Below are 26005 nucleotides of genomic sequence, written 5' to 3' on the forward strand. Positions count from 1 at the left end.
TTCGAATGGAACGGGGCCTTTGTGCCCCGTTTTTCGTATCGGCCGCAGCGCCTGCTGCAGCCCTAGAGAATGCAGGGGGAATTTCTTCAACATGACCCGGACCAAGGCAATGATCCTCGGCTGCGCAGGCCAGGCCCTGACCGCTGACGAGGTGGCTCTCTATCGCGCCGAACAGCCGTGGGGCTTCATCCTGTTTGCCCGCAATCTCGGTGAGCCGCAGCAGATCCGCGATCTGGTCGCCTCGATGCGCGACAATGTCGGCCGGCCGGATGCGCCGGTGCTCATCGACCAGGAAGGCGGCAGGGTTCAACGCATCCGGCCGCCGATGGTGGAAAAGTATCCGGCTGCCGCCGAACTCGGCGCACTGTTCGCGGCTGACCCGGAGCAGGGGTTGCGCGCCGCCTGGCTGATGTCGCGGTTGCATGCGTTCGATCTGACCCGGCTTGGCATCAACGTCGATTGCCTGCCGGTGCTTGACGTGCTGGTGGAGGGCGCGACGCCGGCGATCGGCAACCGCGCCTATGGCAGCGATCCGCGGCTGGTGACGGCAATGGGACGGGCGGCAGCTGCTGGCCTCAAGGCGGGTGGCATGCTGCCGGTGATGAAGCACATGCCCGGCCACGGCCGGGCGACGGTCGATTCGCATCACGACCTGCCGGTCGTCACCGCTTCCGTCGAAGAACTGGATGCTCATGACTTTGCGCCGTTCCGCGCCATGAAGGACGAGGTGATGACGATGAGTGCCCATATCGTCTTCACCGCCATCGATGCCGAGCGCCCGGCGACCACATCCCGGACTGTCATCGAGGAGATCATCCGCGGCCGGATCGGCTTCGACGGGTTGCTGCTGTCCGACGACAGCTCGATGAACGCTCTGAAGGGCACGCTTGGCGAACGCGCCGCCGATATTGTCGCCGGCGGTTGCGATATTGTCTTGCATTGCAACGGCGTGATGGAGGAAATGAAGCAGGTTGTTGCTGAGGTGCCCGTCCTCGACGGGGAGCGGCTGCGGCGCGTGAAAGCGGTCGAAGCGGCATTCCCCGCACCGGACGACACTTCGGAAGAGGCGGCACGCAGCGAATTCTGGTCCTTGCTGGGCTCCGTCTGAGACGGCGCGCCGCGGGTGATCGCGGACAGGGGCAGGGCATGGCCGTCGATACATCCAAACCTGCCATTCCGATGGACAGGCTCTGGCAGGATAGCGAAGCGCGCGGCGTCACGGAGCCGGCGCTGGTCATCGACGTCGGCGGTTTCGAAGGTCCGCTCGACCTGCTGCTGCATCTTGCCCGCACCCAGAAGGTAGACCTGGCCCGCATTTCGGTACTGGCGCTTGCCGAGCAGTATTTGCAGTTCGTCGACAGCGCCCGACGCGTGCGCATTGAACTTGCCGCCGATTACCTGGTGATGGCGGCGTGGCTTGCCTACCTCAAGTCCAAGCTGCTGATACCCCAGCAGGTGCGTCAGGAGGACGGGCCATCCGGTGAGGAGCTGGCGGCAACGCTTGCCTTCCGGCTGAAGCGGCTGGAAGCGATGCGCGAGGCGGCGACCCGGCTCGTCAACCGCAACCGGCTGGGTCGCGACGTCTTTGCCCGCGGCGCGCCGGAACATATTCCGGAACGCAGCGGCGCGCCGTTCGAGGCGAACCTCTACGATCTGCTCAACGCCTACGCCAACCTGCGCCAGCGCCAGGCGGTCACCCAGGTGACCATCGAGCGCCGCAAGGTATGGTCTCTCGTCGATGCGCGCCAGATGCTGACCGCGATGCTTGGCGAGATCGGCGACTGGACCGCGCTGCAGCACTACCTGCTCGATTATCTGCCGCCCGCCGAACGGGTCACGGCGACCGCCAGCGCCTTTGCGGCCTCCCTCGAACTCGTGCGCGAAGGCCGGCTCGACATGCGCCAGGACGGTGCCTTTCAGCCGCTCTATATGCGCCGCTCCGAGGGCCGTCCGACCGGTCCGGGGGACGAGCAATGACGGCGACAGACATCTCCGGGGACGACACCCGGGGCGATCGGGACGAGGTGGACGGAGATGGGTCGATGGCGACCGTTCTCGAACTGGAAGCCGAACGCACCGCAGAGGCACTGGTGTTTGCTGCCGCCGAACCGGTGTCGGAGGCCTATCTCGCCGAACGCCTGCCGCGCGGCACGGATGTGCGCCGGCTGATGTCGAAGCTCGTCGATCTTTACGCAGGCCGCGGCGTCAATCTCGTCCGGGTGGAGGACCGCTGGGCCTTCCGGACCGCCGCCGACCTATCCTTCGTCATTCGCCACGATGATAGCGAGCAGCGCAAGCTGTCGCGGGCGGCGCTGGAAGTGCTGGCGATCATCGCCTATCACCAGCCGGTGACGCGCGCTGAGATCGAGGAGATCCGCGGCGTCCAGACCTCGCGCGGAACGCTCGACGTGCTGATGGAGGCGGGCTGGGTCCGTTTCCGGGGACGTCGCCGGACGCCGGGAAGACCGGTGACGCTCGGGACGACGCCGCGCTTCCTTGATCACTTCGGCCTGGAGGAGCTGCGCGACCTGCCGGGTCTTGAGGAGCTCAAGGGGGCAGGGCTGCTGTCCGGCCGCATTCCGTCCGATTTTCGCATTCCGATTCCGCTGATGGCCGACGAACTGTCGGAAGACGAAGATCCGATCACCCAGCTGGATCTCGAGGAACTCGGCCTGCTGACGCCGAGTGGCGGCGACGAATAGGCGTCTTCTTGTCGCATGCGGCGAGGACAATCGAAGGTCAATCCAGTCGAAAATCCCGGAGGCAAGCCGCAGACCCATGCGGTGCCGCGAATGTCTCGTGGATGTTACTGTCGTCGGCGGGACGAACGACATTTTGCTGTTTGAAAAAGTCCGCAAACGGCTTACATCGGACGCAACGCGAAATCATGGAGTGGAGTCATGGGTTCTTTTAGTGTGTGGCACTGGCTGATCGTTCTGGTCATCGTGCTCATCTTCTTCGGACGCGGCAAGATCCCCGAGCTCATGGGCGACATGGCAAAGGGCATCAAGAGCTTCAAGCGGGGCATGGCGGACGACGACAATCCGGACAGCACCACGACGACGACGGCGACGGGCAAGACCGTCGATCACAAGCCGGAAGAGACGAAGTAAGCATCCGGTGCCGCGCCCTCGCGGCGCGTCCCCTCAGGAGCGTAGCGTATGTTGGATATCGGCTGGACCGAACTCTTAGTCATCGCGATCGTATTGATCGTCGTCGTCGGTCCGAAGGATCTGCCGCCGATGCTTCGGGCATTCGGCAAGATGACCACCAATCTGCGGAAGATGGCGGGCGACTTCCGGACCCAGTTCGACCAGGCGCTGCGCGAGGCGGACATGGACGACGTTCGTCAGACGATCTCGGATGCGCAGCGGTTTAATCCGGCCAATGCGCTGCGCGAGGCGATCAACCCGCTGCGCGACATGGGCAACGAGATCCGTAATGACCTGCAGAAGGCGACGGCCATGCCGCCCCTGAGCGAGATCGGCAACAAGCCGCAGCAGGGCGATCCGCTGGCCGAGCCGGTACCGGACGCGTCTGCCGTGTCGGCCACCGATCCGGTTTCGCCCGCGCCGCTTGCCACACCGGCACCCGGCGCACCGGCAGCAACTTCACCGGCGGCTGTCGCGACTGCTGCGGCTCCAGCCCCTGTCGCGCAGGCTGGCGATCCGGCGGCGCTGCCGAAGAAACCGGCTCGTGCGCCGCGCAAGGCAGCGGTCGTGAGGCTCGCGGCGACCGAACTTCCGGCGGCTGCGCCTGCGGCACGCCGTAGCCGTACCGCCAAGGCGCTCGACGCGGCGGCAGCAGCCGAACCGCCGGCGAGCAAGAAGCCGGTCGCGCGCGCCCGCAAGAAGCCCGTAACCCCCATGGATGATGCATGACCGGCAATATCGAAGACAAGCCACAGCCGCTCATCGAGCATCTGATGGAACTGCGCACGCGGCTGATCTGGTCGCTTGCCTCCTTCTTCCTGGCCTTCCTGGTCTGCTTCTTCTTTGCCAAGCAGCTCTTCAACGTGCTGGTCGTGCCCTACAAGTGGGCGGTCCTGTGGGCGGGCCTCGATATCAGCAAGTCCGAGCTGATCTATACCGCGCCGCAGGAATTCTTCTTCACGCAGGTGAAGGTGGCCATGTTCGGTGCGCTGGTCATCGCCTTTCCGATCATCGCCTCGCAGCTCTACAAGTTCGTTGCGCCGGGGCTCTACAAGAACGAGCGGGCGGCCTTCCTGCCGTTCCTGATCGCCTCGCCGATCCTCTTCCTTTTGGGCGCGGCGCTCGTCTATTTCTTCTTTACGCCCATGGTCATGTGGTTTTTCCTCGCCATGCAGCAGGCGCCCGTCGATGGCGAAGTCGCCATCTCGCTGATGCCGAAGGTGTCGGAATACCTGTCGCTGATCATGACGCTGGTGATGTCCTTCGGCCTGGTGTTCCAGCTGCCGGTGGTCACCACGCTGCTGGCCCGCGTAGGGCTGCTGACCAGCACCTGGTTGCGCGAAAAGCGCAAGTTCGCAATCGTCATCGCCTTCGTGGTGGCAGCCGTGCTGACCCCTCCCGATCCGATGTCGCAGATCGGTCTTGCACTGCCGACCATCCTTCTCTACGAAATTTCCATCTATGCCGCTCGACTCGTTGAGCGCAAACGCGCCAGCGAGACATTGGCCGAGGCGGAGCCGTCGTCATCCGTGGCGAAGTCCGAAGAGGCGTAGCATCCGTTCATCAGAGACGGATGCCTCGGCCGGCACAACTCTTCGACGGCCGGGCAGAGCCCTACGGCCACAACCGCAGGCGACCTGGAACGACGATGCTCGATATCAAGTGGATACGTGACAACCCCGCTCTCCTCGACGAGGCGCTGCGCAAGCGCGGCGCGGCGCCGCAGGCCGACGCCATCATCGCGCTGGATGAGACGCGCCGTTCCGTCATCCAGAAGCTCCAGGACATGCAGTCGCGTCGTAATGCCGCCTCCAAGGAGATCGGCGCTGCGATGGCGCAGAAGAACACTGAGCTTGCCGAGCGGCTTAAGGCGGAAGTGTCGGATCTCAAGGAAACAATGCCGGCCGTGGAGCAGGACGAGCGCGCCGCGATCGCAGCGCTTGACGACGTTCTGTCGCAGCTTCCCAACATTCCTTTCGACGACGTGCCGGTTGGCAAGGACGAGCACGACAACGTCGTCGCCCGGGTGACCGGCCAGAAGCCGGGCTGGAATCACGCGGCCAAGGAACACTTCGACATCGGCGAAGCGCTCGGCATGATGGACTTCGACCGGGCGTCCAAGCTGTCCGGTAGCCGTTTCACGGTCCTGACCAGCCAGCTCGCACGGCTCGAACGGGCGCTCGGCCAGTTCATGATCGATCTCCACACGCGCGAGCACGGCTACACCGAAGTCTCGTCGCCGCTGATGGTGCGCGACGAGGCGATGTACGGCACGGGCCAGCTGCCCAAGTTTGCCGAAGACCTGTTTCGCACGACGGACGGCCGCTGGCTGATCCCGACGGCGGAGGTGACGCTGACGAACCTCGTCTCGGGCGAAATACTCGACCAGGAAAAGCTGCCGCTGCGGTTTACCGCCCTGACCCCCTCCTTCCGGTCCGAGGCCGGATCGGCGGGCCGTGATACGCGCGGCATGCTGCGCCAGCACCAGTTCTGGAAATGCGAACTCGTGTCGATCACCGATGCCGAAAGCGCGGTGGCCGAGCATGAGCGGATGACTGCCTGCGCCGAAGAAGTGCTGAAGCGACTGGGCCTGCATTTCCGCACCATGGCGCTCTGCACCGGCGACATGGGCTTCAGTGCTCGCAAGACCTACGATCTGGAAGTCTGGCTGCCGGGGCAGAATGCCTACCGTGAAATCTCGTCCTGCTCCGTCTGCGGTGATTTCCAGGCGCGCCGGATGAACGCCCGCTACCGGGTGAAGGACGAGAAGACGCCGCGCTTCGTCCATACGCTGAACGGATCCGGCACGGCCGTTGGCCGCTGCCTGATCGCTGTCCTCGAAAACTACCTGAACGAGGACGGCTCGGTCACCATTCCGGACGTTCTGCTGCCCTACATGAGCGGCCTGACGAAGATCGAGAAAGGCGCCTGACGACACGATGCGGATCCTGCTGACCAACGATGACGGCATTCATGCGGACGGATTGGCAGCGCTGGAGCGCATCGCCCTGACGCTCACCGACGATGTCTGGATCGTGGCGCCGGAGACCGACCAGAGCGGCCTTGCCCATTCGCTGACGCTGTCGGAGCCGCTACGGCTGCGCCAGATCGGCGAGCGGCGGTTCGCACTGCGCGGCACTCCGACCGATTGCGTCATCATGGGCATCCGTCACGTCCTCGACGGCAAGCCGGACCTCATCCTCTCGGGCGTCAATGCCGGCTCGAACATCGCCGACGACGTGACCTATTCCGGGACGGTGGCGGCGGCAATCGAAGGTACGATCCAGGGCGTCCGGTCGCTGGCGCTCAGCCAGGCGGTCCGCATGGAGGACGGCGTGCGGACGCTTCCCTGGGAGGTCGCCGAGACCCATGCACCGGCGCTGATCCAGAAGCTGATGACGCAGGACCTGCCGGCCGACACCTTCTTGAACGTCAACTTCCCTGCCTGTGCCCCGGACGCGGTAGTCGGCTTGTCGGTGACGGCGCAGGGCCGCACGGATTTCGCCCTCGTCGTCGACGAGCGCCAGGACGGTCGCGGCAATCCGTACTTCTGGCTGCGATTCGGCACCCGTACGGGACAGTTCGATGAAGGCAGCGATATTCATGCGGTGCGCGCCGACAGGATCTCGGTGACGCCGTTGAAGCTAGATCTGACCGATCATTCGGTCCGCGACCGGCTGGCCGCTGCCCTGGGAGACCTTGCTTGAAATCAGGCATGATCGAGAGGGAAGGATTTGCGGCACTCGTGCTTCGGCTTCGCGCCGAGGGCATCACCGACCTCGATCTGCTGACCGCCTGCGAGCAGACGCCGCGCTCGCAGTTCGTGCCGCCGCAATTCACGGCCGAAGCCTATTCCAGCCGCAGCATTCCGATCGATTGCGGTTCGTTCATGGAGGGAGCCGATCTTGCCGTGCGAATCCTGTCGCGGCTGCAGGTGAAGCCCGGCCACAGGGTGCTCGAAATCGGCACGGGAAGCGGCTTCATGACCGCCGTCATGGCGCGCACCGCCGAGCGAGTTCTGTCGCTCGACCGCTACCGGACGCTGGTGACGGCAGCGCAGGCGCGCATGGAGGCGCTGGCGCTGCGCAACGTCATCATCCGCCAGGCGGACGGCAGCAATGGTCTGCCGGGCGAGGGGACCTTCGATCGCATCCTGGTGACGGCTGCGTTTCCGGTGATGCCGCGTTTCTATGCCGATCAACTGGTGCATGGCGGCTCGATGGTGGCGCCGCTGATGATCGACGAGGAACACTGCATGATGGTGCGGCTGACCAAGACCGGCAGTCGCTTCGAGCGCGAGGACCTGTTTCAGGCACCCTACCTGCCGCTCGTCACCCACATCGCGGCGCATCTTTGATCTCGGTAATCAGCCGCGTCTCCGGCTCGATTCATGGTTAGCAATTTCTCAAAAAAATGATCGACCTGCCGGCACCTTAACCCGTCGGTAAGACTAACGCGCTTTAATCAGTCTCAATGTGGTTGCGTCTTGTAGGTCGGGTCATGCGTGTAAAAAAAACGTCGAATGTAAGAAAGTCAGCCGTGCGCATCGCCGTGGCGGCTTTGCTGGCAAGTGCCGCAACGGGGTGCAGCTCCGACGCGACCCGGTTCGCAGGTGTCTTCGATCGCGACAACCTGACCACGGCCTCCATTCCGCAACGGCAGGGCGGTGCCGCCTACGGCCAGGCGCCAATGCCGACCGAGGATGTCGGTAACGGCGGCCAGCCGAGCTACGGCGCGGGCCGCAGCCCCGTCGCGCAATCCTATCCTTCGGCCAACTCCGGCAGCTACCCGTCAGCTTCGGCTTCGCCGGCCCGTTCGGCTGCCGCTCCCGTCGCCGTCCAGCGCTCGACGCTGTCGGCACCTGGCTCATCTTCGCTGCCGCCGGTGAGCGAACCGCAGAACCGCCAGCAGGCGATGGCCCAGCCGCTTCCGCCGCGCACTGCAGAGACCGCACCCGTTCGCCGTCCGCCGGCCGTCGATGGCGACAACGTCACCACCGGCTCGACACGCCCGGCCGGCTGGTCGGCTGCCAACGCACCCAAGGTCACGCTTCGTCCCGGTGAAACCGCCGCCACGCTGTCGCGTCGCTACGGCGTGCCGGAAAAGGAAATCCTGCGTGCCAACGGCGGTGCCCTGACCGCCGGCCAGATCGTCGTCATCCCGACCTTCGGCGGCGGCAATGCCGCCAAGATGGCCGCCGGCTCGATCGATCTCTCCAAGGACAGCAATCCGCCAATGCCGGCGCGTGAAAACGGCGACAAGGTCGCGGTGCTTCCCTCGGCCACGGCGCGCGACAAGGCGCAGGCCGAAGGTGCCAAGCTCACGCCGCCCACCGGTGGGAGCGCCGTACCGCCGTCCGCCGGCAGCTATACGGTGAAGGCCGGCGACACGCTGAGCAAGATCGCCCAGGCGACCCGGACGCCGATCGATCGCCTGAAGGCCGACAACGGCCTCAACGACGGCAATCTGCGGATCGGCCAGACGCTGAAGGTTTCCGGCGAGGCCGGCGACCAGATGAAGACGGCGTCGATCGTCCGTCCGGCAGTCGAAAAGCCGGCCGCTCCGATGAAGGCCGAGCCGGTTGTCGCCAAGCCAGATGCCCCGGCACAGGCGGCCGAAGCGCCGAGCGCCCAGTCTGCCAGCCTGACGGACGTCGAGAAGAAGTCGGATGTCAGCGCCGCCGCACCGACGGCGACCGGCATCTCCAAGTATCGCTGGCCGGTAACCGGTGCGGTGACAGCATCCTACGGCCAGAATGTCGACGGCAACCGTAACGACGGCATCAACATCTCGGTGCCCGAGGGCACGCCGATCAAGTCTGCCGAGAATGGCGTCGTCATCTATGCCGGCAACGGGCTGAAGCAGCTCGGCAACACGGTGCTGGTGCGCCACGACGACGGCAAGGTCACCGTCTACGGGCATGCCTCGAACATCTCGGTGTCGCGCGGCCAGAAGGTCCAGCGCGGCCAGACGATCGCAACCTCGGGGATGAGCGGCGACGCCAAGCGTCCGCAGGTGCACTTCGAAGTCCGCAAGGACGCGACGCCGGTCAACCCGATCACCTTCCTCGAATAGGAAGACAAGCAGTTCCGTTCCTCGATCTGTATTGCGTATGAGGAATGCGAAAAAGCCCGGCATCGCGCCGGGCTTTTTTGTGTTCGGCGAATGCCGAGACTATCAGGCCCGCTCGAGCGGCTTTCGCAGGCGCCCGGCGAGATCCTGGATGTACTGCCAGGCGACGCGGCCGGACCGTCCGCCGCGGGTGGTCGCCCATTCCAGCGCCTGGTGATGCAGCGTCTCGCGATCGAGGCCGAGGTCGAAATGCTCTGCGTAGCCATCGATCATCGACAGGTAGTCGTCCTGGCTGCACTTGTGGAAACCGAGCCACAACCCGAATCGGTCCGACAGCGACACCTTTTCCTCCACGGCCTCGGATGGGTTGATCGCCGTCGACTGCTCGTTCTCCATCATGTTGCGCGGCAGCAGGTGCCGGCGGTTGGAGGTAGCGTAGAAAAGCACATTGTCCGGACGACCCTCGATACCTCCGTCGAGCGCCGCCTTCAGCGACTTGTATGCCGTATCGTCGTGGTCGAAGGAAAGGTCGTCGCAGAAGACGATGACCCGGAGGCCCGACGACTTGAGGATGTCGAGAAGCGCCGGCAGAGAGGCGATGTCCTCGCGGTGCACCTCCACCAGTTTCAGCGGCGTCTGCGTGGCGGCCTGGACATCGGCATGCACCGCCTTGACCAGCGACGACTTGCCCATGCCGCGGGCTCCCCAGAGCAGCACGTTGTTGGCGGCGTAGCCGTCGGCGAAGCGCAGCGTGTTCTCGTGGAGGATGTCGCGAACGTGATCGACGCCGCGAATAAGTCCAAGCGCGACGCGGTTTGGGCGGGCGACCGGCTGTAGGTACTGGTTGACCGGCACCCAGACGAAACAATCGGCTGTGGACCAGTCATTTTTGGCCGGAGGAGGGCCCGCCAGCCGCTCCAGCGCATCCGCCAGCCGGCGTACTTCGCTCAGCAAGAGCTCGCTCATATCGGTGGACATCCTCACCTCCGGATTGCCTTGCCACAAGCGTGGCGGATTTCGCTGCGGGTAGCATGGCCTTTTGCCTATCGAAAGGGTAAGAGGCCTTAAATCGGTACTCTCCGGCCGCCGCTGCAGTTGCATCCGCCGTGTTCGCAACTATATCTCGGCGGCCTCTGCGGAGCGTACCTCCGTTCTTGCTTATCTCTGGGAGTTATCCATGTTCGTTACAGAAGCATTTGCCCAAGCCACGGGTGCTGCACCGGCTTCGTCCGCATTCGGATCGGGACTGGAAATGCTTTTCCTCTTCGCGCCGCTGATGGTGGTCTGGTACTTCTTCCTCATCCGCCCGCAGCGCGCTCAGCTGAAGAAGCGGCAGGAGACGCTCGCCAACATCCGTCGCGGCGATCAGGTCGTTCTTGGCGGCGGCATCTCCGGCAAGGTCACCAAGGTCATCGACGATAACGAACTGGAAGTCGAAATCGCCGACGGCGTGAAGGTCCGCGTGCTGCGCAGCTACGTGGCCGAAGTTCGCGTCAAGGGCGAGCCGGTCAAGACCGAAAACGCCTGACACCTGCGACGCCGGCCGGCCGGGCCGGCGCCATCCACCGGATCACCACCGGATCATTGAGAGCGCCATGCTGTATTTTTCTCGCTGGAAGACCCTGCTGATCTGGTGCGTGATCGCCATCAGCACACTCGTTGCGGCCCCCAATTTCTTCAGCAACGACCAGCTGGCGAAACTGCCCGCCTGGTTTCCGGCAAAGAAGGTGACGCTCGGCCTCGACCTGCAGGGCGGGTCGCACATCATGCTCAAGATCGAGCCGGCAGATATCGTCAAGGAACGGCTGGAAACGATCGTTGGTGACGTGCGCAATGTGCTGCGGCAGGCGAATGTCCGCTACACCGGCCTGACCGGAACCGGCCAGCAGATCCAGGTGCGAATCACCGACGTCGCCCAGCTTGCAGCGGCGCGCACGGCCTTGCAGCCGCTGCTGCAGCCGGTCTCTTCCGGCACCTTTGGCGGTACGATCGAGGAGGTCACGCTCGAGGACGCCGGCGAGGGGCTGCTGCGCCTCGACCTGACGGATGCAGGCATCGCCTACCGCCTCTCCGGTGCGGTCAACCAGTCGATCGAGGTCGTGCGCCGTCGCGTCGACGAACTCGGCACGACCGAGCCGCTCATCCAGCGCCAGGGCGACGACCGCATCATCGTCCAGGTTCCGGGCCTCCAGGATCCGCAGCGGCTGAAGGGCCTGCTGAACCAGACCGCCAAGCTCTCCTTCCACATGGTGGATACCAGCGTGCCGGTGCAGGAAGCCGTCAACGGCCGGCCGCCGGCCGCCTCCGAAGTGCTTTACTCGACCGACGATCCGCCGGTGCCCTATCTGGTCGAGCGCCAGGCGCTGGTCTCCGGCGAAAACCTCGTCGATGCGCAGGCAAGCTTCAACCAGCAGAACAACGAACCGGTCGTCACCTTCCGCTTCGACGCACGCGGCGCGCAGCGCTTTGCGCAGGCGACGCAGCAGAACGTCGGCCGGCCCTTCGCCATCGTCCTCGACGACCAGGTGATCTCGGCGCCGGTCATCCGCGAGCCGATCATCGGCGGTTCGGGCCAGATCTCCGGCAACTTCTCTGTTGAGGGCGCCAACGATCTTGCGGTCCTGCTGCGTGCAGGCGCACTGCCGGCGACCCTGACGGTTGTCGAGGAACGAACGGTCGGACCAGGCCTCGGCGCGGACTCGATCCGCGCCGGCGTTGTCGCCAGCGTCATCGGCGCAATTGCGGTGGCCGGCTTCATGTTCGCCTTCTACGGCTTCTTCGGCCTGCTCGCCAACATCGCGCTTGCAGCCAACATCATCATGATCCTCGCTGTGCTCAGCCTCATCGGCTCGACGCTGACACTGCCCGGTATCGCCGGCATCGTGCTGACCATGGGCATGGCGGTGGATTCCAACGTCCTCATCTACGAGCGTATCCGCGAAGAGGTGAAGAGCGGGCGATCGCTGCTGCCGGCCATCGACAGCGGCTTCAAGCGCGCCTTCGGCACCATCGTCGATGCCAACCTGACGACGCTGATCGCAGCCGTCGTGCTCTTCTATCTCGGCTCAGGCCCGGTCCGCGGCTTTGCCGTGACGCTTGCCGTCGGCATCGTCACGACCGTGTTCACGGCGTTCACCTTCACCAGCTGGATGTTTGCGATGTGGGTGCGGCGCGCCCGGCCGAAGCAGCTGCCCAAGGGCATCCGCACCGGCATCTTCGACGGACGCGGCCTGCCGTTCATGTCGATCCGCAAATACACCTTCGCGCTCGCGGCAGCCCTGTCCATCGCATCGGTCATCGGTTTCACCGGGGTCGGCATGAACTTCGGGATCGACTTCCGCGGCGGTTCGATCATCGAGCTGAAAGCGCGTCAGGGCGATGCAGATATCGGCGACATCCGCGCCCGGCTCGATCAGCTGAACCTCGGTGAAGTGCAGGCGCAAGGATTTGGCTCGACGCAGGACGTTCTCGTGCGCGTACAGGCACAGGACGGCGGCGAGAATGCCGAGCAGTCGGCGCTGCAGCGCATACGCAACGACCTGGAGCAGGACTACGAATTCCGCCGTGTCGAGGTCGTCGGACCGGCCGTGTCGAGCGAGTTGTCCTTCACCGCGACGCTCGGCGTGGGTGTCGCGCTGCTGTTCATCCTCATCTACATCTGGGTCCGCTTCGAGTGGCAGTTCGCCGTTGGCGCCATCATCGCCACGATGCATGACGTGATTCTCACCATGGGCCTGTTCGTGCTGACCGGCATCGAGTTCAACCTGACGAGCATCGCGGCCATCCTCACCATCGTCGGCTATTCGCTGAACGATACCGTCGTCGTCTATGACCGGATGCGCGAGAACCTGCGGCGCTACAAGAAGATGCCGCTGTCGGAGCTCATCGACATCTCGATCAACCAGACACTGTCGCGCACGGTGCTCACCAGCCTGACGACCATGATCGCGCTCTCGGCCCTGTACATCTTCGGTGGCGAGGTCATTCGCTCCTTCACCTTCGCCATGCTGTTCGGCGTTGCCGTCGGCACCTTCTCGTCGATCTATATCGCTGCACCTGTGCTGATCGCCTTCCGCCTGCGCAGTGATGCGTTCGGTACCAATGAAGGCGCCGTCAGCCCCGGCACCAGCATCGCCGGCAGCAAGCGGAGAACCTGACATGCCGCGCGTGCCGGATATCCGCGACGCCCACTTTCCGGGCCGCGCACCGATCGATACCTATGGCAATGGCGGCTTCCGCTTTGCCGACATGTCGCATCGCGGATCGCTGCTCTGCCTGCCGTCCGGCATCTACGGCTGGAGCATGGAGGAGGGCGCGCCTCTCGATATCGAGGCCTTCGAGCGGGTGATTGCCGAGGCCGCTGATTTCGAATTCCTGCTCGTCGGAACCGGCCACACCATCCGTCCCCTGCCGGCTGCGCTGAAGGCTGCCTTCCGCGCACGCGGAATATCTGCCGACCCGATGGGAACCGGAGCCGCCATCCGCACGTACAACATCATGCTCGGCGAGCAGCGGCCGGTGGCCGCCGCTCTGATCGCCGTCTGACGTAAGCGGCAAGCGGAGGAAGAGGCTTTGACGGCAACAGCCGCCGATCATTGGGACATCTGCCTGTCGACGCTGCGCGACACGGATCGCGACCGCTACCTTGCCTGCCTTCTGTCGCCGGCGGCCAAGCGCGGTCCGCTCGCTGCCCTCTACGCCTTCAATGCCGAAATCGCCCGGGTGCGCGACGTCGTGCAGCAGCCGCTGGCCGGCGAGATCCGCCTTCAGTGGTGGCGGGATCTGCTGGAGGGCCAGGAGCAGGGCGAGAGCGCTGCCAATCCGGTTGCCGCTGCCCTGCTGGAGACGATTGTCACCTACCAGCTGCCGCGCCGGACGCTGATCGACATGATCGATGGGCGCATCTTCGACCTCTACGACGATCCACTGCCGGACCGCAACGCCCTGGAGGGCTATGCGGGCGAAACCGCTTCCGCCCTCATCCAGCTTGCCGGCCTGGTGCTCGATGCGCCGTCGGCGATGAAGGCGTCGGATATCGCCGGTCACGCAGGCGTCGCTCAGGCCATCGCCGGCCTGCTGCTGCTGATGCCGTCGCATCGCCGCCGCGGGCAGGTCTACGTGCCTCTTGATATCCTGTCGGCGACTGGCCTCGACCGGGATAGGTTTTTGTCTGGAGAGGCGGACGAGCAGGCAGGCCATGCCACTGCAGCGCTGGCCGGCCTCGGCCTCGATCATCTCGCTCGGGCACGGAAGGCCGGGACAATCCCACCGGCCATTCTCGCCGCCTTCCTGCCCGCATCGCTGGCGGAGCCTGTCCTGCGGCGTGCGGCGAGCCTCGGCAGCCGTTTCTTCGACGCACCGCTACAGCCGCCGCAGTGGCGGCGGCAGATGCGCATGGTGCGCACGCTCGCCCTCAAGCGGCTCTGATCCGGCGCGCTACCAAGGTCAAACTCGCACAAGCCTCGCGCACTAATCTCCACGATGCGCTGGCATTGGCTGTGAAGGGGATCAAAAGTGAGCCTGGTGACCTGGTCGATCATTTTTCTGGTGGTCATCCTCATCGCCTATTACGCGACGCGGATGGCGAAGGATCGCGAGGAGGGCAGCCGCCACGATGCGGGTCTGGCGATCATCGAGTTCGGCCGGGCTTTCCCCAACGAGGCGATCCGCAATCTTCATGAGACCGTGGATGGTAACGCCATCTTCGTTCGCCTGCACGACAACAAGGCGGGCGTGATGCGCAATTACGGCCACCACTATGCCTGCCATCTGATCGAGCCGGGACGTGCCCGCGTCACACCGCTGTTCAACGGCCGCGGCTTTGCCGTGGAATTCCTCGACTCGCCGACGCAGAACGGCGAGTTCGTGTTTGCCAGTGCAGCCATTGCGGCGGAAGTGTCGCTCTGGCTGCTCGGCAACTATGTCGCCTCCGGCCTTGCCGGATCAGGCGACGCCGACGCCAAGCGCGACGGCTCCGCCATCTGACGAACCGGCCGGGCTCTCGTCCGACGGTTCGGCCGACACAATGGCCGCCGGAGGAACCGGCTTGCCGAGCCAGCCGGCGCAATCCTCGAGCGCCCGTCGCGCCATCAGCTGCCGCTTCATGATCGTCTTGTCCTTGCCGCGGAAGCGCTTGACGCCTTCCGGCCTGACGATCGATCCGGGAGCGAGCTCGGGGAACAGGCCGAAATTGACGTTCATCGGCTGGAACGAGCGCTTGCCGGGCTCATCATCGGAGACCAGGTGGCCGCCGGTGATGTGGTTGAGGAGAGCTCCGAGCGCAGTCGTGGCCGGCGGCAGCGAGGGTGTCTCGCCGCGTGCCTCGGCGGCAGCGAAACGTCCGGCCAGCAGGCCGATTGCCGCACTTTCCACGTAACCTTCGCAGCCGGTGATCTGGCCGGCAAACCGCAGCGCCGGACGGCTCTTCAGTCGCAGCGTATGATCGAGCAGCGTCGGCGAATGGATGTAGGTGTTGCGGTGCAGGCCGCCGAGGCGAGCGAATTCGGCATTCTGCAGCCCGGGGATCATCCGGAAGATCTCCGCCTGGGCGCCGTATTTCAGCTTCGTTTGGAAGCCGACCATGTTGTAGAGCGTGCCGAGCGCATTGTCCTGGCGCAGCTGCACCACGGCGTAGGCCTTGACGGTCGGATTGTGCGAATTGGTCAGCCCCATCGGCTTCATCGGGCCGTGGCGCAGCGTCTCGCGGCCGCGTTCCGCCATCACCTCGATCGGCAGGCAGCCGTCGAAATAGGGCGTGCCTTCCCATTCCTTGAAGCCGACCGTGTCGCCGGCGATGAGCGCATCGACGAAGGCATCGTACTGATCCTTGTCCATCGGGCAGTTGATGTAGTCCTTGCCGTTGCCGCCCGGCCCGACCTTGTCGTAGCGCGACTGGTACCAGCAGATGTCCATGTCGATCGTGTCGCGATGGACGATCGGTGCGATGGCGTCGAAGAAGGCGAGGGCATCCTCGCCGGTCTGCGCCTGGATCGATTGCGCCAGGGCGGCGGACGTCAGCGGTCCGGTGGCAACGACCGTCAGGCCCCATGTCTCCGGCGGCAGGCCCTGGACCTCTTCGCGGACCACCGTGATCAGCGGATGGCCGGCGATCGCCTCGGTAACGGCTTCGGCAAACCCGTCGCGGTCGACGGCCAGCGCCCCGCCGGCGGGGACCTGGTGGCGATCGGCGCAGGCCATGATCAGCGAGCCGGCGAGCCGCATCTCGGCATGGATGACGCCGACCGCATTGGCAGTCGCATCGTCCGAGCGGAAGGAGTTGGAGCAGACCAGTTCGGCCAGGCTGTCGGTCTTGTGGGCATCGGTGCCGCGCACGCCGCGCATCTCGTGGAGGATGACGGGCACGCCGGCTTCTGCCAGCTGCCAGGCGGCGTCGGAGCCCGCAAGGCCGCCACCGACGACGTGCACGGGTGTAAGGGAAGAGGTGTTTTGCATGGGCCGCTGCATACCACGAGGCAGGCGGCACGCCAAACGGAAAGCAGCCGTGCCGCCGGCAAGCCGGCCGGCGACACGGCATGAAATGCGAAGGCTTCAGGCTTTCGGCTGCATCTCTTCTGCCAGCGCGTCGTCCAGTGCCTGCGCCCGCTTGGCGGCGTCGCGCTGCATCAGCCGCGCGGCATAGGCCTCGAATGCCGGGCGGCGCTCCAGCGTGCCGAACATCATTCCCCACGCCACCTGCGATCCGACATAGACGTCGGCTGCCGTGAACCGTTCGCCTGCGACATAGGCGCGTTCGGACAGCAGCCCGTCCAGCGCCTCAACCACGGCCTCGTAGGAACCGTAGCCGATCATCCGCCGCTTCTCCTCGGGGATCTCGATGCCGAGGCTGCGATTGCTGACGCAGGCTTCCAGCGGTCCGGCCGCGAAGAACAGCCAGCGAAGATAGGCGCCACGCTCGCCCGCCGTCGGCGCAAGACCGGCCTGCGGAAACGTGTCGGCGAGATAGGCGCAGATCGCCGCGCATTCGGTAACGACGGTATCGCCGTGTACCAGGGCCGGAACTTTGCCCATCGGGTTGATGGCGCGGTAGGCGGCATCCTTCATCGCGTCGCCGTAGGCGAGAGGATGGACCGCGTAGGGCTGGCCGATCTCCTCCAGCATCCAGCGGGCAATGCGGCCGCGCGACATCGGGTGGGTATAGAGCGTCAGTTCCACGGCAGTCTCCCTCATCGTTCTCTTTATGTTCTTTCTCTACGACCGTCCGCCGCACCTGACAAGCGTCGACGATCGGCGTCAACAAAAAGCCCGGCGCAAGCGGCCGGGCTTCATGTCTGTCAGCAGTGTCCCTGGGCTCAGGCGCCCATGGCCCTCTGCAGGTTCTCGTCGATCTTGTCGAGGAAGGCGGTGGTCGACAGCCACGGCTGGTCGGGGCCGATCAGCAGGGCGAGGTCCTTGGTCATGTAGCCGCTTTCGACGGTATCGACGCAGACCTTTTCGAGCGTCGAGGCAAAGCGTGCGAGGTCTGCATTGTCGTCGAGCTTGGCGCGATGCGCCAGACCACGTGTCCAGGCGAAGATCGAGGCGATCGAGTTCGTCGAGGTTTCCTGGCCCTTCTGGTGCTGGCGGTAGTGACGCGTCACGGTACCGTGTGCGGCTTCCGCTTCGACCGTCTTGCCGTCCGGGGTCAGCAGGACCGAGGTCATCAGGCCGAGCGAGCCAAAACCCTGTGCGACCGTGTCGGACTGGACGTCGCCGTCGTAGTTCTTGCAGGCCCAGACGTAGCCACCCGACCACTTCAGCGCCGAGGCGACCATGTCGTCGATCAGGCGGTGTTCGTAGATGATGCCGGCATCCTTGAACTGGTCCTTGAACTCGGCTTCGTAGACTTCCTCGAAGATGTCCTTGAAGCGACCGTCATAGGCCTTGAGGATGGTGTTCTTGGTCGACAGATAGACCGGCCACTTGCGCATCAGTCCGTACATCATCGAGGCGCGGGCGAATTCGCGGATCGAGTCGTCGAGGTTGTACATCGCCATGGCGACGCCGGCGCCGGGAGCGTCGAACACTTCCCGCTCGATGACGGTGCCGTCTTCACCGACGAACTTGATGGTCAGCTTGCCCTTGCCGGGGAACTTGAAGTCGGTGGCGCGGTACTGGTCGCCGAAGGCGTGGCGGCCGACGACGATCGGCTGCGTCCAGCCCGGAACCAGGCGCGGAACGTTCTTGCAGATGATCGGCTCGCGGAAGATCACGCCGCCGAGGATGTTGCGGATCGTGCCGTTCGGGCTCTTCCACATCTGCTTGAGGTTGAATTCCTTGACGCGGGCTTCGTCCGGCGTGATCGTCGCGCACTTGATGCCGACGCCGTACTTCTTGATGGCGTTGGCGGCGTCGATGGTCACCTGGTCGTTGGTGGCGTCGCGGTTCTCCACCGAGAGGTCGAAGTAATCGATGTCGAGGTCGAGATATGGATGGATCAGCTTGTCTTTGATGAGCTGCCAAATGATGCGCGTCATTTCATCGCCGTCGAGATCGGCGACGGGGTTGGCGACCTTGATCTTGTTCATATATCTGCCTCTTAGAGATGCGGGATCAGAGGATCCCGGTGGGTGGACTTAAGTCCCGAGCGCTATAGCACCGCCGGAACGGAACGCAAAGCGCAGAGACCAGATTTGCCTTTGCCAAACCGGGGCCGCAGGATAATCTCGCGCATCACTTCAACCAGGGATTCTCACAGCATCATGCGCGTCCTTCCGCTTGCGCTCTTCATCTCCATGGCCGCCTTCCAGGCGTCCGCCGCCGACGTGACGGCACCCGTGCGCGAGGTGATGGACATCACCAAGACCAACTGGGGCACGGTGGACGCCGACTGGAAATACATCTTCGATCCGGCACCGCTGTCGAAGCTTTTCAGCAAGCGGTTCCAGGCCGCCTACAAGGAAGCCGCGAAGCATCCGGCCTACGACACGGAGAACAACGAGCCGGGCGATCCCTTCGGCTACGACGTGGTGACGAACTCGCAGGACGGCTGCCCGTTCGAAAACCTCGAGATTGCCGCCGGTCCCGTCAAGGACGGTCAGACCGATGTCAAAGCGAGCTTCAAGATGTGGACCTGCATCGACGAAGCGGAGATCAAGAACTCCGTCTCCGAGGTGCATTTCGACGTCATCATCGAAGACGGCACGCCGGTGATCGACGACATCCACCGGGCGGCCGACGGCGAGCGCGATTCGGTGCTTGCCGAAATGCAGTCGCTGGCAAAGGGCCAGGGGCAATAGGCCGAAAACCCTGTTCGGCCATCTCCCGGAGATGGCTGTCTGCCGCCGCTGGAGGTGAGGGGCTGCCGACGGCGCTTTGATTTTTCGCCGCGACTGTGCGAGGGAAGCGCCGATTTCGGATGTAGGATTGAACATGGCAGGCACCAACAGCGAGCGGACACTTGTGGCGGAAGGCCCGGCGATCATTCTCGTCGAACCGCAGCTCGGCGAGAACATCGGCATGGTGGCGCGCGCCATGGCCAATTTCGGCCTGGCGGAACTGCGGCTGGTCAATCCGCGCGACGGCTGGCCGAGCGAAAAGGCGCAGGCCGCCGCCGCCAAGGCCGATCACGTGATCGAGGCGACGACGGTGTTTTCGTCGCTCGAAGAGGCGGTAGCCGACCTCAACTTCGTCTTCGCCACCACCGCCCGCAACCGCGACGGCTTCAAGGAAGTGCGCGCCCCGGTGACGGCGGCGGCCATGCTGCGCCAGCGTTTCGTTGGCGGCGAGGGGACCGGTATTCTCTTCGGGCGCGAACGCTGGGGGTTGACCAACGAGGAGGTCGCGCTTGCCGACGAGATCGTTACCTTCCCGGTGAACCCTGCCTTTGCCTCGCTGAACATCGCCCAGGCCGTGCTTCTGATGTCCTATGAATGGATGAAGAGCGGCATGGAGAACGGCGCGACGACACCGTTCCAGAAGGTCGAGCAGAAGCCGGCGAGCAAGCAGCAGCTGATCGGCTTCTTCGATCAGATCGAGGATGCGCTAGGCGCGCGCAACTATTTCCATCCGCCCAACAAGGTGCCGCGGATGATCGACAACCTGCGCTCGGTCTTGTCGCGGCCGGGCTTTACGGAGCCGGAGATCAGCGTGCTGCGCGGGGTGATCTCGTCGCTCGACCGGTTCCAGAGACGCTGGCCCGAGGGCAAGGCACCGGCCGGGTGGACGGCCGGCGGGCCGAACGCGGAGGCCGACGACCGCAATGACGACGGAAAGTGAACTGAAGCCGGTCCTGGTCTTTGATTCCGGCATCGGCGGGCTGACGGTGTTGCGCGAAGTGCGCGTGCTGATGCCGGAGCGACGCTTCGTGTACATCGCCGACGACGCGGCCTTCCCCTATGGAAGCTGGGAGGAGGAGGCGCTGAAGGCGCGGATCCTGTCGCTGTTCGATGAGCTGCTGCAGACGCACCGCCCGGAAGTCTGCGTCATCGCCTGCAATACGGCGTTCACGCTGGCGGGCGCCGCACTGCGCGAAAAGTTCCCGCAGATGACCTTCGTCGGCACGGTGCCGGCGATCAAACCTGCCGCCGAGCGCACCCGCTCGGGCCTCGTTTCGGTGCTAGCCACCCCCGGCACCGTCAAGCGCGCCTATACGCGCGACCTCATCCAGTCGTTTGCCAGCCAGTGCCACGTGCGCCTCGTCGGCTCGGAAAACCTGGCGCGCATGGCCGAATCCTATATCCGCGGAGAAGCTCTTTCAGACGAGAGCGTGCGGGACGAGATCCTGCCGTGTTTTGTCGAGAAGGACGGATCGAAGACGGATATCGTCGTGCTCGCCTGCACGCATTACCCGTTCATGGCCAACCTGTTCCGCCGGCTGGCTCCCTGGCCGGTCGACTGGCTCGATCCGGCGGAAGCCATCGCCCGACAGGCGCGGCGGCTGGTACCGGCAGCCGACGATACCGATCATCCGGACGCGCCGGACGTTGCGCTCTTCACCTCCGGCGCTCCCGACTTCCCGACCCGCCGCCTGATGCAGGGCTTCGGCCTGTCGATCCGCTGACGCAATGGGTGGAGTTGCGTCCTGTTGCCTTTCAGCAACGGATCGGCGCGTTTGTCTGCAATCTTCAATTGCGCTCTTGTCGAGCAGCAAGGCCTGTGTCACCTTGTCGCTATCCGCAACACACAATTGAAAGGAGACGCACCATGACCGATTTTACCACGCTGATGCTTGTCTCCGGCGGACAGCTCGTGATGGCCATGCCATCGTATTCGGATAACACCCGACGAGTAACCTCGCTCGCCTGAGCGGCTTGTTGTGCACTGATTTCCTCAGTTTAGCACATTCTCCTGAACCATGACGTGACCAGCCAACGCCACGACTCCGTCGTGATCCGCCTTGCGCCTGCACCACGTCTTTTCAAACATCGAAAGGACCTGGCTGCCTGGCGGCACCGGGGCAGAATAGCTATGTCGAATATGCAAGTCATGGTTGCCGACGTCGTCGACGACCTTTTCCGGAAATTCGGGTTCTGGCGGGTCGCGCGGGCACTCCTCGTCTCCGCATTCAGGCGCCGCAGCCACGTGAACGACACGCGTCATCTGTCGGATCGCATGCTCCGCGATATCGGCATCCATGTCGAGGACGAGACGCTCAAGCCCCAGCCGTTCTCGCTCTGGAGCATCCGGTTTCCCAACCTCTGACGATCAGGCGGCCGATTACTCGGCCGCCTGAGACGCTTCGTTCGGCGCAGAGGCCCTCGGCCAGATGATTCCCGGGAGGCATCGGGCGGTACCTTCAGCCCCTCTGGCCGAATATCTCGGCTGCTTGTCGCGCACCGGGACCCAAGATTCTGGAGCTTATGGCAAGGCCAGCGATCGAGAGACCGGCTGCGCGACCTGATCTTCCCCTCCATTGCCGACGGCTGTTGCCGGAACTCTCTTTGGTCAACGCTCTTGCCAAGCGGCACGAACGGTGGATTGCTGCAGCCTCTTCAGGAGGAAATACATTCATGTCGATCGAACACTGGCTGGCCTTTGTCGCCGCCTCGGCTGTGCTCTTGGCGATCCCGGGACCGACTATCCTGCTGGTCATTTCCTACGCGCTGTCGCATGGCCGCCGGGCAGCCACCGCAACGGTTGCCGGCGTGGCACTGGGCGATTTCACCGCCATGACGGCGTCTATGCTCGGCCTGGGCGCGCTGCTTGCGACATCCTCCATGCTGTTCACGGGGTTGAAGTGGGCTGGCGCTGCCTACCTCATCTATCTTGGCATCAGGCTCTGGCGAACACCGGTCGGCGAGCCGACGGCGGAGGCGACCGACGTCCCCGCAGCGCGTCCGGTGCGGATCTTCCTGCACACCTACGTGGTGACGGCGCTGAACCCGAAGAGCATCGTCTTCTTCGTGGCCTTCCTGCCGCAGTTCCTCGATCTGACCGAACCACTGTTCTTCCAGATGGCGATCTTCGAGGCGACGTTTCTTGGGCTCGCCATCATCAATGCCGGCCTCTACGGCCTGCTGGCGTCTGCTGCACGAGAGACCATACGCAGGCCGACGGTGCAGCGCATCGTCAACCGCACCGGCGGATCGCTGATGATCGGCGCCGGGCTCCTGACCCTCGGCTTCCGCCGCGCCGCTGCCTGAGCCGTCGCTGAGTGAATTGCCTGTTGATGAGGGCGCCTTTGCCCGAGCCGACTCGGCAGATATTTGCTACAGGGTTGCCGATGGGCGACGTGTAACGATCGACCAGATGATGTGGCGGCAGTCGAGGTAGTGCAGTGCAGGTAGGCATCGATATGGGAACTGTGACCGGCGGGCAGCCGGCCAAGCTCGATATCGAGGAGTTGCTGGCGACCCGTCTTCTGGTGCAGGGCAATTCGGGCTCGGGCAAGTCTCATCTTCTGCGTCGTCTGCTGGAGCAGTCGGCGCCGTGGGTACAGCAGGTCGTCATCGATCCTGAAGGCGATTTCGTCACGCTTGCCGACAAGTACGGCCACGTGGTGGTCGATGGCGAGCGCACCGAGGCGGAACTTGCCGGCATCGCCAACCGCATCCGCAAGAACCGCGTCTCCTGCGTGCTGACGCTGGAAGGTCTCGATCTCGAGGACCAGATGCGTGCCGCCGCCGCCTTCCTCAACGGCATGTTCGATGCCGACCGCGAATACTGGTATCCGGTGCTGGTGGTGGTCGACGAGGCGCAGATGTTCGCACCATCGGTCGGTGGTGACGTTTCCGAAGATGCGCGCAAGATGTCGCTCGGCGCCATGACCAACCTGATGTGCCGTGGCCGAAAGCGCGGTCTTGCCGGGGTCATCGCCACCCAGCGCCTGGCAAAGCTTGCCAAGAATGTCGCCGCCGAAGCCTCGAACTTCCTGATGGGCCGCACCTTTCTCGATATCGACATGGCGCGCGCCGCCGATCTGCTCGGCATGGACCGCCGCCAGGCGGAAATGTTCCGCGATCTGAAGCGCGGCAATTTCGTCGCACTCGGTCCGGCCCTGTCGCGCCGGCCGCTGCCGATCGTCATCGGCAACGTCGAAACCTCGGCGCGCTCCTCCTCGCCGAAGCTCATGCCGCTGCCGGATGCGCCGCAGGATGTGGAAGAGCTGATCTTCACACCCGATCCGGAAGAGTTCACCCGGCCGATTGTCCGCCGCGCGCCGCCGGCGCCGCGTCCGACGACGGATATCCTGGCCGAACTGTCGCGCTCCACGCCGGCCGCCGCACCGATGGCGGCCGATCCCAGCCGACCGGCGCAGCCCGAGCTATCGGCAGAGCAGCGCGAAGAGCGGCTGAACGCGGTGCTCGCGGAAATCATCGACGATCCGCAGGCCGCCTACCGCACCGATTCGGTGCTCTACCAGGACTTTCTCGTGCGCGTCCGCATGCGCCGTCTGCCGGGCCCGCCGATGCCGATGGGCGAATTCCGCCGCCGGGTTGCGATTTCGCGTGCTGGCGTCGACGAGGAAACCGCCGCAACGCCCGGCTGGCAGACGGCGCTGGAGCTTTCGGCGCGTGTGTCCGACGACCTGCAGGGCGTGTTCCTGATGCTCGCCAAGGCAGCTCTGATCGGCGAGCCTTGCCCCTCCGACATGCGGATCGCCAAGGCCTACGGCACCCATTCGGCGCGTCGCGCCCGCCGGCTTCTCGGCTATTTCGAAGAGCAGGGCCTTGTGGTCGTGCATTCGGACTTTTCGGGCAAGCGCATCATTGCCTTCCCGGATCTCGACGTGCAGACGGCACCGGGCCTGCCGGATGCGCAGGACGACGAGCCGGTGAAGCTCGACCGGTTGGCGGCCGAGTAGGGTCACCTTCCGGCATGGACCTTGGTGACCTTATCTATCTAGGCAATCTCGACATTGTTGATGTCTGACAGCGCGTGTGCGTTCGGGCGGCGCCGATCTCATTTTACATCACCACCGGCCAGGGATTTGCGATATCGCGCGGAGACCGAGAGCCGTTGGTCTGGAACCCCGGCTCTCGCAGTCTGGCGTTGATCAGGCGCGTTCTTCCCAGACCTTCACCAGTTCGACGATGGCCCGGACCGACGTCTCCATGTCCTGCACGCTCACCCATTCGAGCGGCGAATGATAGGCGTGGCCGCCGGTGAAGATGTTGGGGCAGGGAAGCCCCATGAACGACAGCCGCGAGCCGTCGGTGCCGCCGCGGATGCTGGTGATCTTTGGCTCGAGGCCGACGCGGCGGGTGGCTTCGATGAGGTTTTCCATGATCTCCGGATGCCGGTCGAGGACGATCCGCATGTTGCGATACTGCTCCTTGACCGTGAAGCTGTAGGTTGAGCCCGGATAGGCGGTGATCACGTCCTCGGCGATGGCCTTCAGCAGGTCTTCCTTCTCGGCCAGTCCGGCATCCTCGAAATCGCGGATGATGAAGCCGATCTTGGCCCCCTCCATCGTGCCGCTGATGCCGACCGGGTGGATGAAGCCCTGGCGGCCTTCGGTGGTCTCCGGTGCCTGGTCCTGCGGCAGCCGGGCGACGATGGCGCTGGCGATCTTGATGGCATTTTCCATCCGGCCCTTGGCGGTGCCGGGATGCATGGCGACGCCGGAAATCTCGATCGTCACGCCGTCGGCCGAAAATGTCTCGTTTTCGATCTCGCCGATGGTCGAGCCGTCGAGCGTATAGCCGAATGTCGCGCCGAGCTTCTTGAGGTCCACCTTGTCGGCGCCGCGGCCGATCTCCTCGTCGGTGGTGAAGAGGATTTTTACCGCGCCGTGCTTCACCTGCGGATTGGCGAGAAGAAACTGCGCAGCGGTCATGATCTCCGCCACGCCCGCCTTGTCGTCGGCGCCGAGCAGCGTCGTGCCGTCTGTGGTGACGATATCGTGGCCGATCTGCGCCTGCAGTTCCGGATGTTCCGCGACGCGGATCACCTGAGCGCTATCGCCGACGAGACGAATGTCGCCGCCCTGGTAGTTCTTGACGATCTGCGGCTTGACGCCGGTGCCGGAAAAATCCGGTGCCGTGTCCATATGACTGCAGAAGCAGATCACCGGCACCGTCTTGGCCGTGTTGGCCGGGATCGTCGCATAGACATTGCCGTGTTCGTCGAGATGCGCGTCCGCAAGACCCAGCGATTTCAGTTCCTGCTCGAGGATCCGGCCGAGGTTCTCCTGCTTTTCCGTCGACGGCTGGCTGGTGGAGGTGGCCTCCGACTGGGTGTCGATGACGACGTAGCGGAGAAAGCGGTCGAGAACGGTATCCGTGGGAAGAGACATACGCAGGCATCCGATTCTGCTGATGGAAAGCAAAATCATAGCCTGCCGCCGACCGGTCGTGAACGCCAAACCGGTGCGCGCAACGAGAAACCGCGCCGGATGTCCG

At 64.5% G+C, this 26005-nt stretch carries 26 protein-coding genes; 21 read left to right on the forward strand and 5 right to left on the reverse strand.

The features are described from left to right. Window positions 1-91: 91 nt before the first annotated feature. From nagZ to AAIH46_RS21195, 10 genes are all read left to right on the forward strand, one after another. The gene (gene nagZ, locus AAIH46_RS21150) at window positions 92-1108 is read left to right on the forward strand and encodes a beta-N-acetylhexosaminidase (protein WP_430308040.1); all 1017 of its coding nucleotides are present in this window, start codon (window positions 92-94) and stop codon (window positions 1106-1108) included. Window positions 1109-1146: 38 nt separating this feature from the next. Continuing rightward, window positions 1147-1977: a segregation and condensation protein A gene (locus AAIH46_RS21155; protein ID WP_430308041.1), complete on the forward strand. Its 831-nt coding sequence runs from the start codon at window positions 1147-1149 to the stop codon at window positions 1975-1977. Then, window positions 1974-2702, forward strand: coding sequence for an SMC-Scp complex subunit ScpB (gene scpB / locus AAIH46_RS21160; protein ID WP_430308042.1), 729 nt, complete (start codon window positions 1974-1976; stop codon window positions 2700-2702). Before AAIH46_RS21155 ends, scpB begins: the two co-directional genes overlap by 4 nt. Before the next feature lie 198 nt (window positions 2703-2900). Further along, window positions 2901-3113 (forward strand): twin-arginine translocase TatA/TatE family subunit, encoded by a 213-nt coding sequence (locus AAIH46_RS21165; RefSeq protein WP_430308043.1) that lies wholly within the window; start codon window positions 2901-2903, stop codon window positions 3111-3113. Window positions 3114-3161: 48 nt separating this feature from the next. Continuing rightward, entirely contained in the window at window positions 3162-3881 is a 720-nt protein-coding gene (gene tatB / locus AAIH46_RS21170) for a Sec-independent protein translocase protein TatB (protein ID WP_430308044.1), read from the forward strand. Further along, window positions 3878-4705 (forward strand): twin-arginine translocase subunit TatC, encoded by an 828-nt coding sequence (gene tatC, locus AAIH46_RS21175; protein ID WP_430308045.1) that lies wholly within the window; start codon window positions 3878-3880, stop codon window positions 4703-4705. Before tatB ends, tatC begins: the two co-directional genes overlap by 4 nt. A gap of 95 nt (window positions 4706-4800) precedes the next feature. Further along, on the forward strand, window positions 4801-6084 hold the full coding sequence (gene serS / locus AAIH46_RS21180; protein ID WP_430308046.1) for a serine--tRNA ligase: 1284 nt from the start codon (window positions 4801-4803) through the stop codon (window positions 6082-6084). Between the two features lie 7 nt (window positions 6085-6091). Continuing rightward, entirely contained in the window at window positions 6092-6859 is a 768-nt protein-coding gene (gene surE, locus AAIH46_RS21185) for a 5'/3'-nucleotidase SurE (RefSeq protein ID WP_430308047.1), read from the forward strand. A gap of 8 nt (window positions 6860-6867) precedes the next feature. Continuing rightward, on the forward strand, window positions 6868-7509 hold the full coding sequence (locus AAIH46_RS21190) for a protein-L-isoaspartate(D-aspartate) O-methyltransferase (protein WP_430308048.1): 642 nt from the start codon (window positions 6868-6870) through the stop codon (window positions 7507-7509). A 143-nt stretch (window positions 7510-7652) separates the two neighbouring features. Further along, on the forward strand, window positions 7653-9227 hold the full coding sequence (locus tag AAIH46_RS21195; RefSeq protein WP_430308049.1) for a peptidoglycan DD-metalloendopeptidase family protein: 1575 nt from the start codon (window positions 7653-7655) through the stop codon (window positions 9225-9227). Window positions 9228-9329: 102 nt separating this feature from the next. Here AAIH46_RS21195 and AAIH46_RS21200 read toward each other — a convergent pair whose 3' ends face one another. Then, a complete protein-coding gene (locus AAIH46_RS21200; RefSeq protein ID WP_430308050.1) occupies window positions 9330-10202 on the reverse strand; it encodes an ATP-binding protein in 873 nt (290 codons plus the stop codon). 199 nt (window positions 10203-10401) lie between these two features. Here AAIH46_RS21200 and yajC point away from each other — a divergent pair, with 199 nt between their 5' ends. From yajC to AAIH46_RS21225, 5 genes are all read left to right on the forward strand, one after another. Next, window positions 10402-10752, forward strand: coding sequence for a preprotein translocase subunit YajC (gene yajC / locus AAIH46_RS21205; RefSeq protein WP_430308051.1), 351 nt, complete (start codon window positions 10402-10404; stop codon window positions 10750-10752). 67 nt (window positions 10753-10819) lie between these two features. Next, window positions 10820-13381 carry a protein translocase subunit SecDF gene (gene secDF / locus AAIH46_RS21210; protein WP_430308052.1) on the forward strand — a complete coding sequence of 854 codons (2562 nt, stop codon included), beginning with the start codon at window positions 10820-10822 and terminating at the stop codon, window positions 13379-13381. Between the two features lies 1 nt (window position 13382). Next, window positions 13383-13769 (forward strand): Mth938-like domain-containing protein, encoded by a 387-nt coding sequence (locus AAIH46_RS21215; protein WP_430308053.1) that lies wholly within the window; start codon window positions 13383-13385, stop codon window positions 13767-13769. A gap of 27 nt (window positions 13770-13796) precedes the next feature. After that, window positions 13797-14651 (forward strand): phytoene/squalene synthase family protein, encoded by an 855-nt coding sequence (locus AAIH46_RS21220; protein ID WP_430308054.1) that lies wholly within the window; start codon window positions 13797-13799, stop codon window positions 14649-14651. Window positions 14652-14738: 87 nt separating this feature from the next. Then, on the forward strand, window positions 14739-15209 hold the full coding sequence (locus AAIH46_RS21225) for a hypothetical protein (protein WP_430308055.1): 471 nt from the start codon (window positions 14739-14741) through the stop codon (window positions 15207-15209). Here AAIH46_RS21225 and trmFO read toward each other — a convergent pair. The 3 genes from trmFO to AAIH46_RS21240 form a co-directional block, all read right to left on the reverse strand. Then, complete coding sequence (gene trmFO, locus AAIH46_RS21230; protein ID WP_430308056.1) at window positions 15168-16676, reverse strand: methylenetetrahydrofolate--tRNA-(uracil(54)-C(5))-methyltransferase (FADH(2)-oxidizing) TrmFO; 1509 nt, start codon at window positions 16674-16676, stop codon at window positions 15168-15170. The genes AAIH46_RS21225 and trmFO overlap by 42 nt on opposite strands. A gap of 96 nt (window positions 16677-16772) precedes the next feature. Next, window positions 16773-17411 (reverse strand): glutathione S-transferase family protein, encoded by a 639-nt coding sequence (locus tag AAIH46_RS21235; RefSeq protein WP_430308057.1) that lies wholly within the window; start codon window positions 17409-17411, stop codon window positions 16773-16775. Window positions 17412-17533: 122 nt separating this feature from the next. Next, a complete protein-coding gene (locus AAIH46_RS21240) occupies window positions 17534-18748 on the reverse strand; it encodes an NADP-dependent isocitrate dehydrogenase (RefSeq protein ID WP_430308058.1) in 1215 nt (404 codons plus the stop codon). A gap of 174 nt (window positions 18749-18922) precedes the next feature. Between AAIH46_RS21240 and AAIH46_RS21245 the strand changes: the two genes are divergently transcribed. The 6 genes from AAIH46_RS21245 (at window position 18923) to AAIH46_RS21270 (ending at window position 24465) form a co-directional block, all read left to right on the forward strand. Beyond that, window positions 18923-19459: a hypothetical protein gene (locus tag AAIH46_RS21245; RefSeq protein ID WP_430308059.1), complete on the forward strand. Its 537-nt coding sequence runs from the start codon at window positions 18923-18925 to the stop codon at window positions 19457-19459. Between the two features lie 133 nt (window positions 19460-19592). Continuing rightward, window positions 19593-20438, forward strand: a complete 846-nt coding sequence (locus AAIH46_RS21250) for an RNA methyltransferase (RefSeq protein WP_430308060.1) — start codon at window positions 19593-19595, stop codon at window positions 20436-20438. Then, complete coding sequence (gene murI, locus AAIH46_RS21255; RefSeq protein ID WP_430308061.1) at window positions 20422-21222, forward strand: glutamate racemase; 801 nt, start codon at window positions 20422-20424, stop codon at window positions 21220-21222. The genes AAIH46_RS21250 and murI overlap by 17 nt, the downstream gene beginning before the upstream one ends. 407 nt (window positions 21223-21629) lie before the next feature. Continuing rightward, window positions 21630-21863 (forward strand): DUF1127 domain-containing protein, encoded by a 234-nt coding sequence (locus AAIH46_RS21260; RefSeq protein ID WP_430308062.1) that lies wholly within the window; start codon window positions 21630-21632, stop codon window positions 21861-21863. Window positions 21864-22171: 308 nt separating this feature from the next. Next, complete coding sequence (locus AAIH46_RS21265; RefSeq protein ID WP_430308063.1) at window positions 22172-22804, forward strand: LysE family translocator; 633 nt, start codon at window positions 22172-22174, stop codon at window positions 22802-22804. Between the two features lie 134 nt (window positions 22805-22938). After that, window positions 22939-24465, forward strand: coding sequence for a helicase HerA domain-containing protein (locus AAIH46_RS21270; protein ID WP_430308064.1), 1527 nt, complete (start codon window positions 22939-22941; stop codon window positions 24463-24465). Window positions 24466-24657: 192 nt separating this feature from the next. Here AAIH46_RS21270 and pepT read toward each other — a convergent pair whose 3' ends face one another. Continuing rightward, window positions 24658-25899, reverse strand: a complete 1242-nt coding sequence (gene pepT / locus AAIH46_RS21275; protein WP_430308065.1) for a peptidase T — start codon at window positions 25897-25899, stop codon at window positions 24658-24660. Window positions 25900-26005 lie beyond the last annotated feature (106 nt).

The sequence above is a fragment of the Rhizobium sp. 0TCS1.26 genome (assembly GCF_050455525.1).
Lineage (GTDB): Bacteria > Pseudomonadota > Alphaproteobacteria > Rhizobiales > Rhizobiaceae > Neorhizobium.

Excerpts from the sequence above, each read along its gene's own strand:
- tatC (WP_430308045.1), top strand. The coding sequence starts at position 3,878 with ATGACCGGCAATATCGAAGACAAGCCACAGCCGCTCATCGAGCATCTG.
- AAIH46_RS21265 (WP_430308063.1), top strand. The coding sequence starts at position 22,172 with ATGTCGATCGAACACTGGCTGGCCTTTGTCGCCGCCTCGGCTGTGCTC.
- AAIH46_RS21260 (WP_430308062.1), top strand. The coding sequence starts at position 21,630 with ATGTCGAATATGCAAGTCATGGTTGCCGACGTCGTCGACGACCTTTTC.
- AAIH46_RS21250 (WP_430308060.1), top strand. The coding sequence starts at position 19,593 with ATGGCAGGCACCAACAGCGAGCGGACACTTGTGGCGGAAGGCCCGGCG.
- scpB (WP_430308042.1), top strand. The coding sequence starts at position 1,974 with ATGACGGCGACAGACATCTCCGGGGACGACACCCGGGGCGATCGGGAC.
- AAIH46_RS21165 (WP_430308043.1), top strand. The coding sequence starts at position 2,901 with ATGGGTTCTTTTAGTGTGTGGCACTGGCTGATCGTTCTGGTCATCGTG.
- AAIH46_RS21190 (WP_430308048.1), top strand. The coding sequence starts at position 6,868 with ATGATCGAGAGGGAAGGATTTGCGGCACTCGTGCTTCGGCTTCGCGCC.
- AAIH46_RS21200 (WP_430308050.1), bottom strand. The coding sequence starts at position 10,202 with ATGTCCACCGATATGAGCGAGCTCTTGCTGAGCGAAGTACGCCGGCTG.
- trmFO (WP_430308056.1), bottom strand. The coding sequence starts at position 16,676 with ATGCAAAACACCTCTTCCCTTACACCCGTGCACGTCGTCGGTGGCGGC.
- AAIH46_RS21245 (WP_430308059.1), top strand. The coding sequence starts at position 18,923 with ATGCGCGTCCTTCCGCTTGCGCTCTTCATCTCCATGGCCGCCTTCCAG.
- nagZ (WP_430308040.1), top strand. The coding sequence starts at position 92 with ATGACCCGGACCAAGGCAATGATCCTCGGCTGCGCAGGCCAGGCCCTG.
- AAIH46_RS21235 (WP_430308057.1), bottom strand. The coding sequence starts at position 17,411 with ATGAGGGAGACTGCCGTGGAACTGACGCTCTATACCCACCCGATGTCG.
- tatB (WP_430308044.1), top strand. The coding sequence starts at position 3,162 with ATGTTGGATATCGGCTGGACCGAACTCTTAGTCATCGCGATCGTATTG.
- AAIH46_RS21240 (WP_430308058.1), bottom strand. The coding sequence starts at position 18,748 with ATGAACAAGATCAAGGTCGCCAACCCCGTCGCCGATCTCGACGGCGAT.
- murI (WP_430308061.1), top strand. The coding sequence starts at position 20,422 with ATGACGACGGAAAGTGAACTGAAGCCGGTCCTGGTCTTTGATTCCGGC.
- AAIH46_RS21215 (WP_430308053.1), top strand. The coding sequence starts at position 13,383 with ATGCCGCGCGTGCCGGATATCCGCGACGCCCACTTTCCGGGCCGCGCA.
- secDF (WP_430308052.1), top strand. The coding sequence starts at position 10,820 with ATGCTGTATTTTTCTCGCTGGAAGACCCTGCTGATCTGGTGCGTGATC.
- serS (WP_430308046.1), top strand. The coding sequence starts at position 4,801 with ATGCTCGATATCAAGTGGATACGTGACAACCCCGCTCTCCTCGACGAG.
- AAIH46_RS21195 (WP_430308049.1), top strand. The coding sequence starts at position 7,653 with ATGCGTGTAAAAAAAACGTCGAATGTAAGAAAGTCAGCCGTGCGCATC.
- AAIH46_RS21155 (WP_430308041.1), top strand. The coding sequence starts at position 1,147 with ATGGCCGTCGATACATCCAAACCTGCCATTCCGATGGACAGGCTCTGG.
- surE (WP_430308047.1), top strand. The coding sequence starts at position 6,092 with ATGCGGATCCTGCTGACCAACGATGACGGCATTCATGCGGACGGATTG.
- pepT (WP_430308065.1), bottom strand. The coding sequence starts at position 25,899 with ATGTCTCTTCCCACGGATACCGTTCTCGACCGCTTTCTCCGCTACGTC.
- yajC (WP_430308051.1), top strand. The coding sequence starts at position 10,402 with ATGTTCGTTACAGAAGCATTTGCCCAAGCCACGGGTGCTGCACCGGCT.